Annotated in this window: 16 protein-coding genes; 6 read left to right on the forward strand and 10 right to left on the reverse strand. The window is 65.9% G+C overall.

Translation table 11 applies throughout. The annotated features are described in order from the left end of the window. The coding region (locus NP3_RS03750) for a CocE/NonD family hydrolase (RefSeq protein WP_245720796.1) at positions 1-1,099 on the reverse strand (1,099 nt) is incomplete at its 3' end. Positions 1,100-1,386: 287 nt separating this feature from the next. Continuing rightward, entirely contained in the window at positions 1,387-2,118 is a 732-nt protein-coding gene (locus tag NP3_RS03755; RefSeq protein ID WP_063037834.1) for a TetR/AcrR family transcriptional regulator, read from the reverse strand. A gap of 46 nt (positions 2,119-2,164) precedes the next feature. Between NP3_RS03755 and NP3_RS03760 the strand changes: the two genes are divergently transcribed. Then, positions 2,165-3,673, forward strand: coding sequence for an FAD-dependent monooxygenase (locus NP3_RS03760; RefSeq protein WP_063037780.1), 1,509 nt, complete (start codon positions 2,165-2,167; stop codon positions 3,671-3,673). Positions 3,674-3,675: 2 nt separating this feature from the next. On the opposite strand, the gene NP3_RS03765 is transcribed toward NP3_RS03760, so the two are convergent. Further along, positions 3,676-4,224 carry an LppP/LprE family lipoprotein gene (locus tag NP3_RS03765; protein ID WP_063037782.1) on the reverse strand — a complete coding sequence of 183 codons (549 nt, stop codon included), beginning with the start codon at positions 4,222-4,224 and terminating at the stop codon, positions 3,676-3,678. 41 nt (positions 4,225-4,265) lie between these two features. After that, positions 4,266-5,477, reverse strand: coding sequence for an RNA-guided endonuclease InsQ/TnpB family protein (locus NP3_RS03770; protein ID WP_063037784.1), 1,212 nt, complete (start codon positions 5,475-5,477; stop codon positions 4,266-4,268). A 555-nt stretch (positions 5,478-6,032) separates the two neighbouring features. On the opposite strand from NP3_RS03770, the gene NP3_RS03775 reads away from it, so the two are divergent. From NP3_RS03775 to NP3_RS03785, 3 genes are all read left to right on the forward strand, one after another. After that, positions 6,033-6,923, forward strand: a complete 891-nt coding sequence (locus NP3_RS03775; protein WP_063037786.1) for a bile acid:sodium symporter family protein — start codon at positions 6,033-6,035, stop codon at positions 6,921-6,923. Between the two features lie 66 nt (positions 6,924-6,989). Next, positions 6,990-8,711, forward strand: coding sequence for a serine/threonine-protein kinase (locus NP3_RS03780; protein WP_063037788.1), 1,722 nt, complete (start codon positions 6,990-6,992; stop codon positions 8,709-8,711). A gap of 99 nt (positions 8,712-8,810) precedes the next feature. Continuing rightward, a complete protein-coding gene (locus NP3_RS03785) occupies positions 8,811-9,179 on the forward strand; it encodes a DUF1304 domain-containing protein (RefSeq protein WP_040689657.1) in 369 nt (122 codons plus the stop codon). Here the strand turns inward: NP3_RS03785 and NP3_RS03790 are convergent. Next, positions 9,176-9,931 carry a DJ-1/PfpI family protein gene (locus tag NP3_RS03790; RefSeq protein WP_063037790.1) on the reverse strand — a complete coding sequence of 252 codons (756 nt, stop codon included), beginning with the start codon at positions 9,929-9,931 and terminating at the stop codon, positions 9,176-9,178. The genes NP3_RS03785 and NP3_RS03790 overlap by 4 nt on opposite strands. Before the next feature lie 127 nt (positions 9,932-10,058). Between NP3_RS03790 and NP3_RS03795 the strand changes: the two genes are divergently transcribed. Then, entirely contained in the window at positions 10,059-11,141 is a 1,083-nt protein-coding gene (locus NP3_RS03795; RefSeq protein ID WP_084508108.1) for a PQQ-dependent sugar dehydrogenase, read from the forward strand. Between the two features lie 6 nt (positions 11,142-11,147). Here the strand turns inward: NP3_RS03795 and NP3_RS03800 are convergent, their stop codons facing one another. Continuing rightward, positions 11,148-11,837 carry a hemerythrin domain-containing protein gene (locus NP3_RS03800; protein ID WP_063037792.1) on the reverse strand — a complete coding sequence of 230 codons (690 nt, stop codon included), beginning with the start codon at positions 11,835-11,837 and terminating at the stop codon, positions 11,148-11,150. 146 nt (positions 11,838-11,983) lie between these two features. Between NP3_RS03800 and NP3_RS03805 the strand changes: the two genes are divergently transcribed. Then, a complete protein-coding gene (locus NP3_RS03805) occupies positions 11,984-12,634 on the forward strand; it encodes a TetR/AcrR family transcriptional regulator (RefSeq protein ID WP_063037794.1) in 651 nt (216 codons plus the stop codon). Positions 12,635-12,645: 11 nt separating this feature from the next. Here the strand turns inward: NP3_RS03805 and hutI are convergent, their stop codons facing one another. Genes hutI through hutU form a run of 4 tightly spaced genes read right to left on the reverse strand, consistent with a single transcriptional unit; the run spans position 12,646 to position 18,086 of the window. Beyond that, positions 12,646-13,815, reverse strand: a complete 1,170-nt coding sequence (gene hutI, locus NP3_RS03810; protein ID WP_063037838.1) for an imidazolonepropionase — start codon at positions 13,813-13,815, stop codon at positions 12,646-12,648. A gap of 44 nt (positions 13,816-13,859) precedes the next feature. Further along, entirely contained in the window at positions 13,860-15,182 is a 1,323-nt protein-coding gene (locus NP3_RS03815) for a formimidoylglutamate deiminase (RefSeq protein WP_245720798.1), read from the reverse strand. 55 nt (positions 15,183-15,237) lie between these two features. After that, positions 15,238-16,437: an allantoate amidohydrolase gene (locus NP3_RS03820; protein WP_063037798.1), complete on the reverse strand. Its 1,200-nt coding sequence runs from the start codon at positions 16,435-16,437 to the stop codon at positions 15,238-15,240. Next, a complete protein-coding gene (gene hutU / locus NP3_RS03825; protein WP_063037800.1) occupies positions 16,434-18,086 on the reverse strand; it encodes a urocanate hydratase in 1,653 nt (550 codons plus the stop codon). The genes NP3_RS03820 and hutU overlap by 4 nt, the downstream gene beginning before the upstream one ends. Positions 18,087-18,163: the final 77 nt, after the last annotated feature.

An 18,163-nucleotide genomic window follows, 5' to 3' on the forward strand; every position in this document is an offset into this window, starting at 1 on the left:
GCTTTTTCGCCTGTGGCAGTGGGATCACGTTGTAGAGTTTGGCCGCACTATTGGCGAAGATGTCGTGCCAGCCGCCATACATGAAGGTGGGCACCGTGATTCGGTCGGGATGTCCGAGAATCCCCTGCCGGAATTCACTGTCGTCGTCGAGTGCGGCGGCCAGTGTCGTCGGTACCCGGTCCAGCGACGGGGTCAGCAGCGCCTGGGCCAGCAGGTCGGAATTGGTTGCCGGGTCGGCCATCCTGGCCTGGAGCCATTTCCAGTCGAAGGTGCCGTTGAGCATGGACTGCACGTCGGGAATCAACTTCGTCTGGTTCACATTGTTCAACCACAGTGGCAGGAAGGTCGTGCCGATACCGCCGCCCGGTGCGACGACATCGCGCATCAGATCGCTACCCGCCTCCACCGGGAAGATGGCTTTCAGTGCGGCAGGGGCGTTTTCGGCCGCACGCAGTTGATTGATGCCCGCGTAGGAGCCGCCGCTCATACCGACGGCGCCGTTGGACCACGGCTGCTTCGCCGCCCAATCGATCACCTCGCGGGTGTCCAATTGTTCACGCTTGCCGAGCGTGTTCCAGTTGCCCTGGGAGAAGCCGGTGCCGCGGACGTCCGTGACGACCAGCGTGTACCCACTGCGGATGAGATTGCGGTCGATGCCGAGCACGGTCTGGATCATGCCGCCGTCCAGTGCTTGCATCAGGTCGCCGAATCCGCTGATCGGTGTGCCGGACAGATTGAGCCGCCGGACCATATCCATGGTGAACGGCCGCAGTCCGGGCGCGGCGAACGCCGAATCGACCAGATTGCTCATGAGTTTGGTGTACGGTGTGAGATTCACGATCGTCGGCAACGGCTGGCCGACCACCTTGTTCGCCGCATCGACGGGCCGATACACATTGGCCTTGAGTACGACCCCATCGCTCATGCGAATCGGGACGTCCCAGTCGATATGGACATCGGGATACTGCTGCGGGCCGTCGTGCATAGCGGTCCATCGCTCGCCGAGGGTGCTGTCGATGCTTTGCTCGGCGGTCGCGGAGCCGCCGCCGCTCGAAGCCAGTGCCACCACGGCCGCGACCACGGTCGCCAGTCGAATCAAACACATAAACGCAGGTGCCACTCCATGCCCCGACAACTCGTGATCCCCTCTCGACTGGTACGCAGCATGCAGACAAGATCGACCGATTCGACGCCCGACGACCTTAGCAACCTGTTGGCGAATGTTCCGCTAGGTACGGTGCGTTCGGTTCGTCGAATTTCCCCGCAGACTCGCTGGACCCACGACACTGTGTGACCGAACCGTGACCGATCTACGTCGAACGACCGATCCGCGCTCCGCCCCACGAGGACACGCCACCACTTCGAACGCCCGGGCGGCAAGGTCATCTAATTCGGCAGTTCGAGGCGATCCGTGATGCCGTCGAGCAGGCTGGTCAGCGTCCACTCGACGGGGTCTACGCCGCCAGTGGTGGTGCGCGCGGCGAGCCAGCGGGCGAAGGCCGGATAGCGACCGTCGGCGAGGATCGGCGCCAGCATCGGTTGCGCGGCGGCGGCCAACTCGTCGTCGGTGCGCAGTCCGGAACGGGCCCGCATGCGGTTCTCCTCGGCGAGTTGCAGTGCGGCGCCGATGAGATGACCGTCGACGGCGGCGGTGATCAGCGTCATATCGTCGGCGGCGATATCGAGGGGCTCCAAGAGGGCGAAGCGGAAGTCGAAGTAGCGCAGCGCATTCGGCCCGAGGGGCGGGCGCGTGTGCACGAGTTCACCGAACCAGAGGTGGCGCTGGATCACCGACCAGGTAGCCAGCGAAAGCTCTTCGAGCGCGGCGCGCCAATGGCCCGAAGGTGTTGCGGGTAGCGGAATCTCGCCGTAAACGGCGTCGATCATCAAGTCGACCAGCCCGTCCTTGCTGCCGACATAGCGATACAGCGACATCGGCGTGGACGCACCGACCGCCGTGGCGATCCGCCGCATGGTCAGCGCCCGCGCGCCCTCGGCATCGGCCACGGTCAGTGCCGCACGCAGGATGCTCGCCCGGCTCAGCGTCGTGGTCGGTCGACCCGGCGGTTCGGGTAGCGACCAGATCAACGGTCCGGGCGGCGACGGATCCTCACTCATTTCCACCTCCTTGCCGGGCATTCAACCATTCGTGTACAAAGTACATATGATGTACAACGTACACGAACCTCGTGTTCTCATAGTCGGCGGCGGATTGGTCGGACTGTCGGCCGCGCTGTTCCTGCGTCACCACGGCGTGGCAACGGCGCTGGTCGAACGCAGGCCGACCACCTCGCCACAGCCCAAGGCCCGGCGCATCAATATCCGGACCATGGAACTGTTCGGCCAGCTCGGCATTGCCGAGGAGGTGCTGGATGCGGCCCGCGACCTCGCGGCGTACCAGCACTTCGCGGCCGGTCCGACGCTCGCGCAGGCCGAACGGATTCCCTTCACGTTGCCCGGTGGGGTGCCGGACTGGCCGACCATCACCCCGGCCACCGCCTGCCTGTGTGCCCAGGATCTGCTGGAGCCGGTGCTGCGGCGCATCGCCGTGGCACGCGGCTGCGATGCGCGGTTCGGCGTCGAGCTCACGGACTTCGTCGACGAGCCCGAGGGCGTCACCGCCACGATTCGTGCCGCCGACGGCACGGTCGAGCGGTTGTGCGCGGACTATCTGATTGCCGCGGACGGCGCCTCGAGTCCGATCCGCGAGCGGCTCGGTATTCCGCGCGATGGTCGTGGCACGCTCGGCCGAGCCGTCAATGTCTACTTCCGCGCCGAACTGGCCGAGCTGGTGCGCGGCCGCGAATTCAACCTCTGCCAGATCGAGAATGCCGATGCGCCGGGAGCTTTCGCCTCGATCGACGGCTCACAGCGTTGGATATTCACCACCACCGAAGGTGTCGACCGGCCCCTGGACGAATGGCCGAGCGTATTGCGAACGGCCATCGGTGTTTCCGAAATTCCGATTCAGCTGCTCAGTGTATTGCCTTGGGAGCCGGGGATGTTCGTCGCCGAGCAATACCGTGCGGGCCGCGTCTTCCTGGCCGGTGACGCCGCTCATGTCATGCCGCCCTTCGCCGCCGCGGGCGCGAATACCGGCATCGAGGACGTGCATAACCTCGCCTGGAAGCTGGCGGCCGTCCTGCGCGACGAGGCCGATCCGGCATTGCTGGACACCTATCACACCGAACGCCGACCGGCAGGCTGGTACATCGCCGACCAGTCGAGCATCCGAACCGCCGACCTGCGCACCATGAATCGCGAAGCCACCGACGCCACACCACTCGCCGATCCGATCGCCCTGATCCTGGGCAATCGCTACCACGCGGGGGCGCTCGTCGACGACGGCAGCACGCATACCATGGCGCATCTCGATCTCACCGGCCAACCCGGCACTCGACTGCCGCATCGCCGCCTGCCCGACGGTCGCTCCACACTCGACCTCATCGGAACGTCCTGTGCTCTCCTGGTCGGCCCGGCGGGCACCGCATGGAAGACCCGGCTACCGCTGGAAATCCATGAGCTGGACCAGGATTGGCCCGACACCGTCGGCCTCTCCCCCACCGGCGCACTGCTCGTACGCCCCGATCAGATCATTGCCTGGCGCATGCCGAGCCTGCCGAGCGATCCGGCCGCCGAGCTGCACGCCGCCCTGGATCGCATAATGCGATGACGTTATCTCGGCGGAGTCCCGATCGTCTGGACTTGCTTTCCATCCCAATGGAATTGGACCGGCGTGGGCGTACCGTCCGGGCAGGCATTGCAGCTGCCGGGCGTCTTATAGACCACGCCGACGGTGTCATCGGTCGTATGGCCCGGATCCAGCGAAGTGAACCCGAGACTCTCCCGTGTGCCGGTGCCGACGAAATCGCCCTTGTGGAACAACAGCACTTGATTCGGCGAACTACCGGTCGCGCCTTCGACCGTAATGATCACGGCCGACAGCGTGACGCACGGATCGAAGGTGCCCTCGAATCCGGCCGGATCAGTGGACCACGGCACCTTGGTGATCGGATCGACGGGCAGCGTGGCGATGGCGGCACCGATCACCGGCGCGGTCAGGTCGACGCCGCATTTCGCCGTAGGCGCGGCACTCGGCGTGGTCGCCGCCGTCGGGGTCGGTCCGTAATCGGTTATCCGGCCGCTGTTATCGCCCGAGCCGCATCCGGTCACACAGGTGAGTCCGATACCGAGGGTGAGCAAAACGAGCCGATAGATCTGCATGACGTCCTCTCCACGGATTGATCCGGGGATTCCAACTGCTATTACGTGGGTTGGAGCAGTAATTCCTCGCGGTTTCCTGCTGGTTCCTGCTTCACGGACCGACCAGCGTCGAGGTCTCCACAGGCTGTGACCGCAAGCCCTGCGGCCAGGATGTTTCGAGCCGCATTCACGTCCGCGTTCATTGTGTGGCCACAGTGGGTGCACCGAAACCGCGCTTGGCCCTCACGCGATCCCGGGTCCACCGCCGCGCACGCCGAACACGTCTGCGACGTGAACCGGGCTGGCACTTCAACAACTGTTGTCCCCGAATAATGGGCACGGCCCTTCAAGGCGGTCGCGAGCTGCCACCACCCCCTTCCCAGGATGCTCCGGTTCAACCCGGCTTTGGCTTTCACATTCGAGCCGGGCTGCTCCACCGTGCCTTTCGCGTTGCGTGTCATGTTTCGGGTGCGCAGATCCTCGAGCACCACCAGCGCATTCCGCTCCGTGAGCCGGTGCGCGGTCCAAGCGCAGAAGTCGGCGCGCCGGTCTCGCTCTCTGCCACGGATACTGCGCATCGCTGCCAGCGTTTGACGACGGCTGGCCGAGCCCTTCTTCTGGCGAGCGAGTTTCTGCTGCAGTCGCCGGTGGCGCTTGATCTCACCGCGGGTGGTGAACCTGCGGTCACGCATCCAACCGTCCGAACATGCCACTGCAACTACGACACCCCTGTCCACACCGGGATCGGGCCACGCATGCTCCTTGGGGGTGGTCTTCCCGTCGTCGACGACAAACGACACGTACCAGTGATTACCGTCCCGCGAGACCGTCGCACTCCGCACGACACCGCCGAGCGGATGCGATATCCGGAAGGTGACCCACCCGAGTTTCGGCAACCGCACCCGACCCCATCGGCGGTTCAGCCGCTCGATGAGCATCTTGTTGCCTTCTGGGAACCGGAACGACGGCTCCCAGCGCCGCGCAGACCGCCACCTGACCTTCCGAGTCCCATGGGTTCGGCATGCTTTGTCCAGGTCCATCAGGATCTGCTGCAGGCAATGCCCGGGTGCAGCATTCAGCCACTCATGCTCGGATTCCGACTCCGCAAGTTCCGCAGCTTGCTGCCGGTAATTGACCCACGCACCCCGACGTCGGTAGGCGCGCCGCTGCTCGAGTCCGGTGTTCCGAACTGCTCGACACACCCGCCCGAACTCCTCACACCGAGCGGCCTGTTCGTCGCTCAGGTTGAGGCGATACCCGCGACCGGTCAACACGACACGATCACCGCTATTCCTGCTGCTCGATATCGTGCTTGATCACCGACAACGAAGCCCTCGCACAATACGGTCGCGACGTGATACGAGTTTGCCCACAGTGACGGCAGCAGCGATGTCAGCTCCACCAGCCACGCCCCCTTCTTCTCGACCGCCTCGGCGATCACCGGCTCGAGCCGCCTGCTGCCCGGAACCCCCGATCGGCTTCCGCCGACACTTCGGACATCGGATTGGAACGCACAACGAAACGCGTCATCTGAGTTCTTCAGCAACGTAGCACCCACCACCGACAACAGAAGACAACCACAGGTTGCCGAACATCGGAACAACCACCCCGTCCGTGTCTCAGCGGTCAACAACTCGAATTCGACATGCTCAGTCCCACAGCTGAAACCGGGCCCCACCGCACAGCTATCTCCTGATCGCGCTCCGGGCATCAGGCCGAGCATCGCCGCGTCGGGCGATCGCCGGATCGGGCTCCCACGGGTGGGGTCGCCGCCCGGACGGTGAGTCGATAACGTCGACATCCGTCCGAGTCCTGATGAGGAGATCTGAATGGGTTCAACGATTTTCGCCGTGTTCCTACCGCTGGCCCTGGCGCTGGTGATGTTCGGGCTCGGGTTGACCTTGACCGTCGACGATTTCGCCAGGGTGCTGCGGTATCCCAAGGCGGCGGTGGTCGCGCTGGTGTGCCAGATGATCGTGCTGCCCGCGATCTGCCTGGGTCTGGTCTACCTGTTCCGGCTCGAGGGTGCGCTGGCCGTCGGGGTGATGTTGCTCGTCGCCTCACCGGGCGGGCCGTCGGCGAATCTGTTCAGCCATATCGCCGGTGGCAATGTGGCCCTGAATATCACGCTGACGGCGATCAATTCGATTCTCGCCGTGTTCACCCTGCCGCTGGTGGTCACTCTGTCGTTCACGCTGTTCATGGACGACGACGCCGCGATCGGGCTGCGGCCGGATAAGTTCGCCCAGGTGTTCGCGATCGTGCTGGTCCCGGTCGCGGTGGGGATGTGGGTGCATCGCCGGTTCACCGATTGGGCCGAGCGGATGCGCAAGAACGTCAAGATCGTCTCGGCGGTGGTGCTGCTGCTGGTCGTGGTGGCGGCGGTGGGGCGCGAGTTCGACACGCTGACCGAGAACATCGGCAAGCTCGCCACCCTCAGCCTGCTGTTGTCGACGCTGAGCTTCGTCATCGGGTACATCGTGCCGCGGTTGTTCCGGGTGCACACCGATCAGGCGATCGCCTCGGCGATGGAGATCGGCATCCACAACGGCGCGTTGGCCATCGCGGTCGCCTCCAGTGTGCTGCACAATTCGCAGATGGCGGTGCCGCCCGCGGTCTACGGGGTACTGATGAATGTTCCCGCCGCCATCGCCGCATACTTGTTGGCGCGGCAGCTGCGCCGCGCGGCTCCCACACCGATTCCGGCCGCCACCGGCTAGGGCAACCGAGCGCGGCCTGGGTAGCCTTTGCGTGTTCGACGTCAGGTGAGAGGACCCCAGTTCGCGATGCGACCGCTCGGCACAGACGATCCCACGCGGATCGGGGACTACCGGCTACTCGGCCTGCTCGGTGCGGGCGGTATGGGCCGGGTGTACCTCGGGCGCAGCGCGGGCGGCCGCACCGTCGCGGTGAAGGTGATCCGGCCGGATCTGATCGGCAACGAGTTTCGGGAGCGGTTCCGGCGCGAGGTCACCGCGGCGCGGCGGGTCGGCGGGAAGTTCACCGCGCCGGTGCTCGACGCGGATGTGGATTCGACGCCGCCGTGGCTGGCCACCGGCTATGTGGCCGGATTCTCGTTGACCGATGCGGTCGAGCAGTTCGGCACGTTCAGCGAGAACACGCTGCTGGTGCTCGCGCACGGTTTGGCCGAAGCATTGATCGCCGTGCACGGTACCGGGATCGTGCATCGCGATCTGAAACCGTCCAATGTGCTGCTGGCCGTGGACGGTCCGAAGGTGATCGACTTCGGCATCGCGCGCGGCGCCGAGGACAGCGCATTGACGACCACCGGAAATGTCATCGGCTCACCGGGATTCATGTGTCCGGAGCAGGTGGTCGGACCGACCATGGGACCCGAAGGTGATGTATTCGCACTCGGCGGCGTGCTCGTCTACGCGGCGACCGGGCAGGGGCCGTTCGGCGCCGGTGAGACCGTGCAGATGCTGTATCGGGTGGTGTACGAGGAGCCGCGGCTGACGGCCGTGCCGGACCGGCTGCGCCCGCTCATCGCGGCGTGCCTGAACAAGGATGTGGCGGCGCGCCCGACACCGCAGCAGTTGCTCGATCAGCTTGCCGAACTCGGGGTTCCGGAACGCGGCGGCTGGCTGCCCGCGCCGGTGCTCGAAGAGGTGAGCAGGCGGGCGGTTGCGCTGCTCGATCTGGAATCCGGGCCGGTCGAGGCCGTCGGACCGGATCCGGCGCGGTCGGCGGCGACGATTTCACGGCCGTTGCCGCAATCGAATTCAGGGCCGCACACACCATTCCATACGCTGCCCCGGCCTGCGGCCGATACGGTGGCTTGGCAATCCGGAAATACCGCATGGCAATCCGGACCCCCTGGGCCGCAAGCCAATTCGAGCCGCGTGTACGCGCCGTATCCGCCCGCGCAGGACCAGTCGGAGCCGCAACCCGCCTACTATTACCCGCCGCCTGCGCCGAAAAGTCGTTCACGTCGGACCGCATGGATCGTCGCGGCCGTAGTGGTCGGTCTCATCGTCGCGGGCGGCGCATTCCTCATCGGGACGCAGCTGACCGACAAGTCCTCCGATTCCGCCGCGACGGCCAGCACTTCGGCGGTGGTCACCTCCGTCGCTCCCACGACCACCGCGACGACGCGGGCCTCCGTGACGAGCACTTCGGCAGCGGCGACGGACTCGGCGGTATCCGAAGCGCTCGTCGGCAAGTGGACCGGCACCGCACGGGATGCGCTCGCCACTTTCGATATCGAGCTGACCATCCACGACGGGAAAGTCGGCGAAGAGATCGCCACCTCGGCCAATACCGGCCAGGCGTCGCGCAGCCGGTGCGAACGCGCCGAACGTCTGACCAATGCCACCGACACCCAGCTCACCTTCGTGGCACGGCTCAGCGGCGGTGCGAGCGGGTGTATGGACGAAGGGTCGACCTCGAAGGTCATCCTGCAACCGGACGGTTCGGTCACCTACAGCTTCAGCGGGGGTTTCAGCGGTGTGCTCGGCGATGTCACCGGCAATCTGCACAAGAACTAACGGGAGTGCTTCAGCGGGCGCGCCTTCCGACGCTTCCGATACCGATCGTCCATCCTGTGGACCGACAACGAGCCGTATCCGCGTGAAGGGATCAATCGAATGCGCGTAGTAGCCGAGGTGCTGGTCGGCCTGGTGGCGTTGCTGCACATCTACATCCTGGTCATGGAGATGTTCCTGTGGACCACGCCGCGAGTGCGCGCGTCCTTCGGCAGCACCGCCGAATTCGCCGAGCAGACCAAGGTTCTGGCTGCCAACCAGGGCCTCTACAACGGCTTCCTGGCGGCCGGTCTGATCTGGGGCATCATCGCCTCGGACCCGGTCGGATTCGCCGCGATGATCTTCTTCACCGCATGCGTTGTCGTCGCCGGGATCTACGGTGCCGCGACCGCGAACCGTCGGATCCTGTTCGTCCAAGCGCTGCCCGGAGCGATCGCCCTTGTCGCGGTGCTGATCGCGGGCAGCAACTAACGCTTGCCGAACCGTCGACGCGCGCGAGCTCGCTCGATGGCCGCCGCCCAGGACAACTTCGCGATGGCACTCGCCTCCCGCACCACGGCACGCGGATCGGCGGTGAGCAGATCGGCACCCTCCCGACCGACGAGCCCGGTCACCTTGCGCCGCGTCGCCGAACTCGCCTTGCTCATATGGCCGCTGTCGAAAGGTGGCTGGGGATCGTATTCGATCATCAGCTGGATCGCCTCGGCCTGGTCCTTGCCCGCGATCTCACCCGCCAGCCACAGCCCGAGATCGATTCCAGCGGACACGCCCGCAGCGGTCACGATCTTGCCGTCGCGCACGACGCGCTCCTCGGCGCGTGGTTCGGCACCGAGCGCCTTCAGCATCGGCAAACCGGCCCAATGCGATGTCGCGGGCTTGCCCTTCAGAATCCCGGCGGCGGCGAGGATGACCGATCCGGTGCACACCGAAGTAGTCCAGGTCGAGGTCTCGTGCACCTTACGCAGCCAGACGAGCAGCTTTTCGTCGGCCGCCGTGGCCGCAGTCGCGGGCCCCGAGCCGCCGATGAGCACAATATCGGGCGATGGCGTCTCGTCGAGTGAGTGCGTCGCGCCGAGTAACAGCACGCCGCTGTCGGTGGTGATCGGTCCCGGCTCGTGCCAGACGAAACGCAGCCGTGCACCCGGCAGCATCCGCAGCACCTCGTACGGCCCGATCACATCGAGCGCGGTCATACCCGGATAGACGACGATGGCGATCTGCATTGATCTTCCCTCCCATGGTGGATCCCGCCCTCGACAGTAGCCCGTGACGTCGTGGGGGATGGCGGGCCGACGCAAGAGCGGGCACGATCGAGACAGCACCGCCGAATGATCAATCGGAGGGATACGCATGCGGAGATTCATCGGGATCGCGATCGCCGCGCTGATGATCGGCACGGTGGCCGGATGCGGCAGCGATTCCGGCGCCGGGCCGGACATTGTCACGAGCACCGCCCCCAGCACGCCATCGGGTGTGCCGGATCTGGCTGCTGGGGAGGAAATCGTGCACGGTATCAATGTGCCGTGGGGACTGGCCTTCCTACCTGACGGTGGTGCCCTGATCGCGGAGCGGGATACCGGCCGAATTATGCGGGTGGCGCCTGGACGCGAGCCCGAGCAGGTGTACGAGGTTCCAGGTGTGGTCGCGCGCGGCGAGGGTGGTCTGCTCGGGCTTGCCGTCGCGGCGGATTATGCCGAAACACGGTATGTCTACGCGTATTTCACCGCTGCCGACGACAATCGGATCGTCCGGTTCCGGCTCGATGGGCAACCGGAGGTCATCTTCGCCGGTATTGCCAAGGCGGGGAACCACAATGGCGGCCGGATCGCGTTCGGACCCGACGGCATGCTGTATGCCGGAACCGGAGATGCGGGGCAGGGCGCCAGTTCTCAGGATCCGGCGAGCCCCAACGGCAAGATCCTCCGGCTGACACCCGATGGCGCTCCGGCACCGGGCAATCCGACGTCTGGTTCGCCGGTTTACAGCCTGGGGCACCGCAATGTGCAAGGTCTGGCTTGGGATCGGGCAGGCAGACTCTTCGCGGCCGAGTTCGGCCAGAACGCCTTCGACGAGATCAATCTGATCGAGCCCGGTCGCAATTACGGCTGGCCGATCGTCGAAGGCAAAGGCGGCGCCGATCGGGGATTCACCGACCCCCAAGTCATTTGGAAACCTTCGGAGGCATCGCCGTCGGGCATTGCCATCTCCGGCGACACCCTCTATGCCGCGGCGCTACGCGGCGAACGCTTGTGGACGGTTCCGCTACACGACGGCACGCTGGGCACACCACAGGCCCAGTTGCCCGACCTGGGCCGCCTGCGCACGGTGGCAATTGCCCCGGACGGTGCACTGTGGCTGACCACCTCCAACACGGACGGCCGCGGTGACGTCCGTGCCGGTGACGATCGGATCATCCGCTTCCCGGCGCGCTGAGTTCCCTTATTTGACAACCTTTCCGACTGAGCGCAGATCGCGGCGCAGCAGTGCGGTCTCCCTGGCGTAGCCACGGCGACCGAACACCCGATACAACAGCCGGACGGGAGCCGGGATGTGCCCGGCGAATTCCGACCACTCGCGCTCATCGGCCTCCTCGGCGATATGACCGAGGAATACCAGGGCCCGCCCCTTCGAAAACGACGCCATACCGCGCTTGCCGAGTTCGGCCCACTCCGACTCGGTCAAGGTCTCGGCCACCATCGGCAGGACCGAATCTTCCTCCAGGCGAAGATGTTCGGTGAGCGCCTCATGTAGTCGACGCAGCCCCTCCACCAGCAGATCCGCCGTTTCCGCACCGCCCTGATGTTCCCACTCGGACAGTTCGGAATCGACGCGGCGCATGAGCGCATCGACCTCTTCGTGCTGGGTCCGCATGAGATCGATCAGCGTCGAATCCAGCTCCGCCCAACGCAGTTTCGGCCACACCAGCTCGTCCTCATTGCTGTGGTGATGATGCAGGGCGGCGAGCATCTCGCGCGCATGCGCGCTCACCCGCGCTACCTGTTCGCCATCCATGGGCGAGGTCGCCTCGACAATGTCTGCCAGCAAACCGAATTCGCGTCGAAACACCCGGTGCACCAGCACCATGTCGTGGGTATCACATCCCGGCGACTCGGCCGCCCGGCGGCTCATAACACCTGCTCCAGCGCAGACAGAAGATCCCCGATAGTCATTTAGTTCCTCCCGATACTAAATGCACTCCTGTGCAATAAGTGCAACTTAGTATAGTTTTGGCCGAGGTAACACTGTCAAGATGTCACTCGGAGGACACGCAGCGAATGACCGAGCACCGCGCCCGGGTCAGCGAGACCACCCAGGTCGAGGAAACCGCCCAGCTCACTTCGGGACGCGTCGCCCAGCGCCGACGCACCCGCAAAGCCATCGTCGACGCCTCCATGACGCTGCTGAACCGCGGCATCGAGCCCTCGGTCAACGACATCGCCGCCGCCGCGGACGTGTCCAGACGCACTGTCTACCTGCATTTCCCCACTCTCGACCAGTTGATGCTCGATGCCACCATCGGCCTGCTCAGCGCGAATACCGATGAGGCGCTGACGAATATCGATTCCGCGGACCCGCGCGTGCGTATCGCCGAACTGGTGCGGGCGATGGGCGCGGAGATCACCGAGCTGCTGCCGATGGGACGGCGGTTGGTGAAGCTCACCGTCGACCCGCCCACAGAGGACGCACCACGACGTGGGCATCGCCGGGTGCGCTGGATCGAATGGGCGCTCGAACCATTGCGTGACCGCATGTCCCAGCGGCCGTTCGACGATCTCGTGTCGAGTATCGCGCTCGTGGTGGGCTGGGAGGCGTTCATCGTGCTGATCGATGTGCGCGGGCTCGAGCCCGATGCGGCCGTCGAGGTATGCGCCAGCACCGCGACGACTCTCGTGGATGCCGCCCTACGCTCGCTCGAAAACTCATAGGTGGCACCGAGTCATCCTGCGGCACCCGGCCATTCGGCCATCGGTATGCGTTGGCCCGAACGCCAGACGGCCAGCGTCAGTGGGACGCCCGGCCGGTAGGCAATATGGGTGACCGAAGGGGCGTCGAGCACCTGAAGGTCGGCTCGGGCACCGACCTCGATGACCCCGACATCGTTGCGGCGCAACGCTTTCGCGCCCGCCGCGGTGGCCGCGTACACCGCTTCGGCGATCGAGAGGCCCATCTGGAGCACGGCCGTTGCGACGCAAAAGGCCATCGATGTGGTGTATGAACTTCCCGGATTGGCATTGGTGGCCAGGGCGACGGTCGCACCCGCGTCGAGCAGTGCGCGTGCGGGAGCGAGGGGTTGGCGGGTGGACAGGTCACAGGCGGGCAGGACGGTGGCGACGGTGTCCGAGGCGGCGAGGGCCTCGATATCGGCGTCGGTGAGGTAGGTGCAGTGATCCACGCTGGCCGCGCCGTGGCGGACGGCCAGTTGCACGCCGGGGCCGGGGCCCAATTGGTTGCCGTGTACGCGTAGACCGAGGCCGCGTGCGGCGGCGGCGCGCAGGACGCGATCGGACTGATCCTCGTCGAAAGCGCCTGTCTCGCAGAAGACATCGGCCCAGCGCACGTGCGGTGCGACGGCGTCGAGCATATCGCCGCAGACCAGGTCCACGTAGGTTTCGGCATCGGCACCGGGCGGCACCAGGTGTGCGCCGAGGTAGGTCACCTCGTCGGCGATGGCGGCGGCGATGCGCGCAGAGCGTGCCTCGTCGGGCACGCTGAGTCCGTATCCGGTTTTGGTCTCCAGGCATGTTGTGCCCTGGCGGTAGGCCTCGGTGACGTGGCGACGCAGGTTGGTCGAAAGTTCTTCGTCCGAAGCGCTTCTGGTGGCGGCGACCGTTGTCGCGATACCTCCGGCACGGTAGGGCTGTCCGGCCATTCTGGCCTCGAATTCGGCGGTGCGGTCACCGGCGAAGACCAGGTGGGTGTGGCTGTCGACCCACCCGGGCAACGCCGCGCGGCCGCCGATATCGACCCGATCATCGGCGGGGGGTGCGGACCTCGCCGGGCCGATCCAGGCGAAGCGTTGATCCTCGAGCACCACTGCGGCATCGCGCAGCGGGCCGTCCGGCGCGTTGGTCGTCAGCTCACCGATTCCTGTGATCAGAGTCGACACGGTGCCCCTTCTGTGGGTGCGGATATGGTCGTCGCGGCAGGCGATCACGGTGGGTACAAGAACCGAATCTCTTCTCGTAGAACAATTTCGGGACTTTCCACTACTACGTGACGGCCTTCGGAGACCACCTGCCGACCGGCGATCAGCACCTCGCGGATATCGGTGGCCGAAGCGGCGAACAGTGCGGCCGCGGGTTCGGTGCCCGCGGTCCGGATCGAGTCGAGCTCGACGGTGACCAGATCGGCCGCCGCACCCGCTTCGATGTGGCCTACCTCGGGCCAGCCGATGGATGCGTGATCTGTTGCCGCACCGAACAACTCCGCAATCTCGAATCGTCCGCGCGTGTGGGAGGCGAGACGTTCGTTCAACTCCAGCGCACGCCACTCCTCGAAGCCGTCCACGACCGCGTGACTGTCGGTGCCGAGGCACAGCCGGACTCCGGCGTCGAGAAGTTCGCGGGCGGGACCGATGCCGTCGCCGAGATCGCGTTCGGTGGTCGGGCAGAAGCATGCCCGCGCCCTTGCCTCGGCCAGCATCTTGATATCGGCGGTGCTCATATGTGTGGCATGCACGGCCACCGTATCCGGCCCGAGCAACCCGTTGTCCGCCAACAGCGCGGTCGGCGTAAGCCCGTGTGCGGCAAGGCAATCACGATTCTCGGCGGGTTGTTCGGACAGATGGACGTGCACCGGCCGACCACCGGCCTGTCGGGCGACAACGGCCAGTGCTCGCGGGGGCACCGCGCGCACCGAATGTGCGGCCACACCGGTGCGCACCAGTTCCGACTCCGGTTTGAACGCGGCCGCGCGCTCGGCCCAGGCAGCCGCATCGCCGTCGCTGAAGCGACGCTGGTGTTCGTCGGGCTGCTGACCGAAACCGCCACTGAGGTAACAGGTATCGAGCAGAGTGAGCCGTATTCCAGCGTCCTGTGCCGCCGCGGCCAGAGCCGCGCTCATCGCATTCGGATCACCGTAAGCCACGCCGCCGGGTGCGTGATGCAGGTAGTGGAATTCACCGACGCTGGTATATCCGGCGAGCACCATCTCCGCATATACCCCGCGTGCGAGCCGGTAGTAGGAGTCGGGATCCAGTCGATCCGCAACCGCGTACATCCGTTCCCGCCACGTCCAGAACGAGCCCCGGCCATGGTGGGTACGCCCGCGCAGGGCGCGATGGAAGGCATGTGAGTGCGCATTGGCGAAACCAGGAATGGTCAAGCCGCGCAGCACGTTTCCATTCGGTTCGGTTCCGCGGGCCACCGATCGGATCGTCGATCCGGCGACATCGATCGTCACCCCTTCGGCCAACCCGTCCGGTAGCCAGGCATATTCGGCCCAATAGACGCTCATTCGGACGAGCTCTCGCACATCGGATTCCGGTCGCGCCGATCCGGCATCCGAACCTGCACCCAGCGCTGCGCGCTCATTTCGCCAAGTCCTCGAGCACGCGAGCCAGGCTCTCCGCACCGAAATCCACGTCCGCGGGTTCCGAATATTCCTGCGGCGCATGGCTGATACCGGTCGGATTGCGGACATAGAGCATGCCGGACGGCACGTGCGCGGCCAGAATGCCCGCATCGTGCCCCGCGCCGGTCGGTAGGGCGGGCACCCCGCCGAGCACCGCATCCATTCGGCCCCGCAAAGTCTCGTCGAAAACGACATCGTCCGAATAGGACTCCTCGGCCACGCTGACCTCGCAACCCTCGGCTGCCGCCGCCTCGCGAGCGAATCCGGCGATATCCTCCACCAATGCGGCGGTGCGTCCTTCTCCGGCGACGCGCGCATCCAGCCACAGATCCACCGTCGAGGCAATGACATTCGTGCCGCCCGGTGTGGGTATCAGCTTGCCGACGGTGGCTCTGGCATCGTCGGTGGCCGCGGCTACCCGGCGGGCAGCCGCGATCACCGCGGCCGCGGGCAACATCGGATCGTGGCGGTCGGGCATGCGGGTCGCGCCCGCGTGGTTGCCCTGTCCGATGAAGGAGAACCGGTAGCGGCCATGCGCGATGATGCTGCTACCGGTGGCGACCGCGCTGTCGAGGTCGATCAGCCCGCGTCCTTGTTCGACATGCAATTCGACGAAACAGCCGATTCTGGCGAGCGCTTCGGGATCAGCGCCGAAGCGCTCCGGGTCCTGCCCTGCTTTGGCCGCGGCCTCGGCGAAGGTGATCCCGGCGGCGTCGCGCAGTCCGCGAGCGCGGTCGGCATCGATGGCACCGGTGAGCAGTCTGGATCCCAGACACGGCACCCCGAAACGTCCGCCCTCCTCCTCCGCGAACACCAATAGCGCAAGCGGCTTCGCGGGAGTGAAACCCTCGGCGCGCAAGATATCCACCGCGGCGAGTGCGCTCGTCACCCCGAGCGGGCCGTCGAACGCGCCGCCGCCGGGCACCGAGTCCAGATGACTCCCAGTGACCACCGCGCCGGAACCGGGCCCGCCCCACCACGCCCAGATGTTCCCGTTGCGGTCGGTCGTCACATCCAGACCGCGCCGGGCCGCCTGCTCGATGAACCAGTCACGCAATTCCAGTTCGGCACCGTCGAAGGCGTGTCGGGAGTATCCGCCGCGCCGCGTATCCCGGCCCACATCGGCGATTTCGGCGAGCAGTCCGTTCGCTGTCATTTGTTCTCCTGCATCGGGATTCGCACGCCACGCTGCTCGGCAACCGCACCCGCCCGCTCGTACCCGGCATCGACATGCCGAATGACGCCCATACCGGGATCATTGGTGAGCACGCGCTCGATCTTCTGTCCGGCCAGCGCCGTTCCGTCGGCGACACAGACCTGTCCGGCGTGGATGGACCGGCCCATGCCGACGCCACCACCGTGATGGATCGACACCCAGCTCGCGCCCGAAGCGGTGTTGACCAGTGCGTTGAGCAGCGGCCAGTCGGCAATGGCATCGGATCCATCGGCCATGGCCTCGGTTTCGCGATACGGCGAGGCGACACTGCCGGAGTCGAGGTGGTCACGGCCGATCACCACCGGGGCCCGCAACTCGCCGTTGGCGACCATCTCGTTGAAGCGGAGTCCGGCCAGGTGCCGTTCACCGTAGCCGAGCCAGCAGATGCGGGCCGGAAGTCCCTGGTAGGCGACGCGTTCTCCGGCCATGGTGATCCAGCGGCGCAGGGATTCGTGCTCCGGGAACAGTTCCAGCATGGCGCGATCGGTCGCGGCGATATCCGCCGGATCACCGGAGAGCGCGGCCCAACGGAACGGCCCCTTACCCTCACAGAACAGCGGCCGGATGTAGGCGGGCACGAATCCCGGGAAGTCGAAGGCCCGTTCGCAACCACCGAGTTTCGCCTCGCCGCGCAGTGAATTGCCGTAGTCGAAGACCTCGGCACCGCGGTCGAGAAAGCCGAGCATCGCATCGACGTGTTCGGCCATGGATTCGCGGGAGCGATCGGTGAATTCGTCGGGCTTCTTCGCGGCGTAATCGGCCCAGTCTTCGAGTGCGATACCGCGCGGCAGGTACGCGAGTGGGTCGTGCGCCGAGGTCTGGTCGGTGACGATATCGATCTCGACACCGGCCGCCAGCAGCCTCGGCAGCACCTCGGACGCGTTGCCGATCAGCCCGACCGACAATGCCTTTCGCTCCTTGCGCGCCTTCGACACCCGCCGCACCGCATCATCGAAATCGGTGGCGATCTCGTCGAGATAGCGGTCGTGCACCCGGCGCTCGGCACGCGCCGGATCGCATTCGACGACCAGGGCAACACCGCCGTTCATGGTGACGGCCAGCGGCTGCGCGCCGCCCATGCCACCCAAACCCGCTGTTAGCGTGAGGGTTCCGGCGAGCGTGCCGCCGAAACGCTTATCCGCCACAGCGGCGAAGGTCTCGTAGGTGCCCTGCAGAATGCCTTGGGTGCCGATATAGATCCACGAACCCGCGGTCATCTGCCCGTACATGGTGAGGCCGAGCGATTCCAGTCTGCGGAACTCGGGCCAGGTCGCCCAGTCCCCCACCAGATTCGAATTGGCGATCAGCACCCGCGGCGCCCATTCGTGCGTCCGGAATACGCCGACGGGCTTACCCGACTGGACCAGCAGGGTCTCGTCGGCCTCGAGTGTGGTCAGTGTGCGGGTGATCGCATCGAAGCTTGCCCAGTTCCGCGCCGCCTTACCGGTACCGCCGTACACGACCAGGTCGTGCGGGCGCTCCGCAACCTCGGGATCGAGATTGTTCTGCAGCATCCGGAGTGCGCCCTCGGTCTGCCAGTTCTTGGCCGTCAGTTGCGTGCCACGTGCCGCGCGCACTGTCCGTGTCATCGGATTGCCTCCATATCGACGAATTTCCCGTCCACCCCGCAGACCGGATAGCGACCGGTTACCTCGTATGACCATGT

The sequence above is a fragment of the Nocardia pseudovaccinii NBRC 100343 genome, from assembly GCF_001613225.1.
Taxonomy (GTDB): domain Bacteria; phylum Actinomycetota; class Actinomycetes; order Mycobacteriales; family Mycobacteriaceae; genus Nocardia; species Nocardia pseudovaccinii.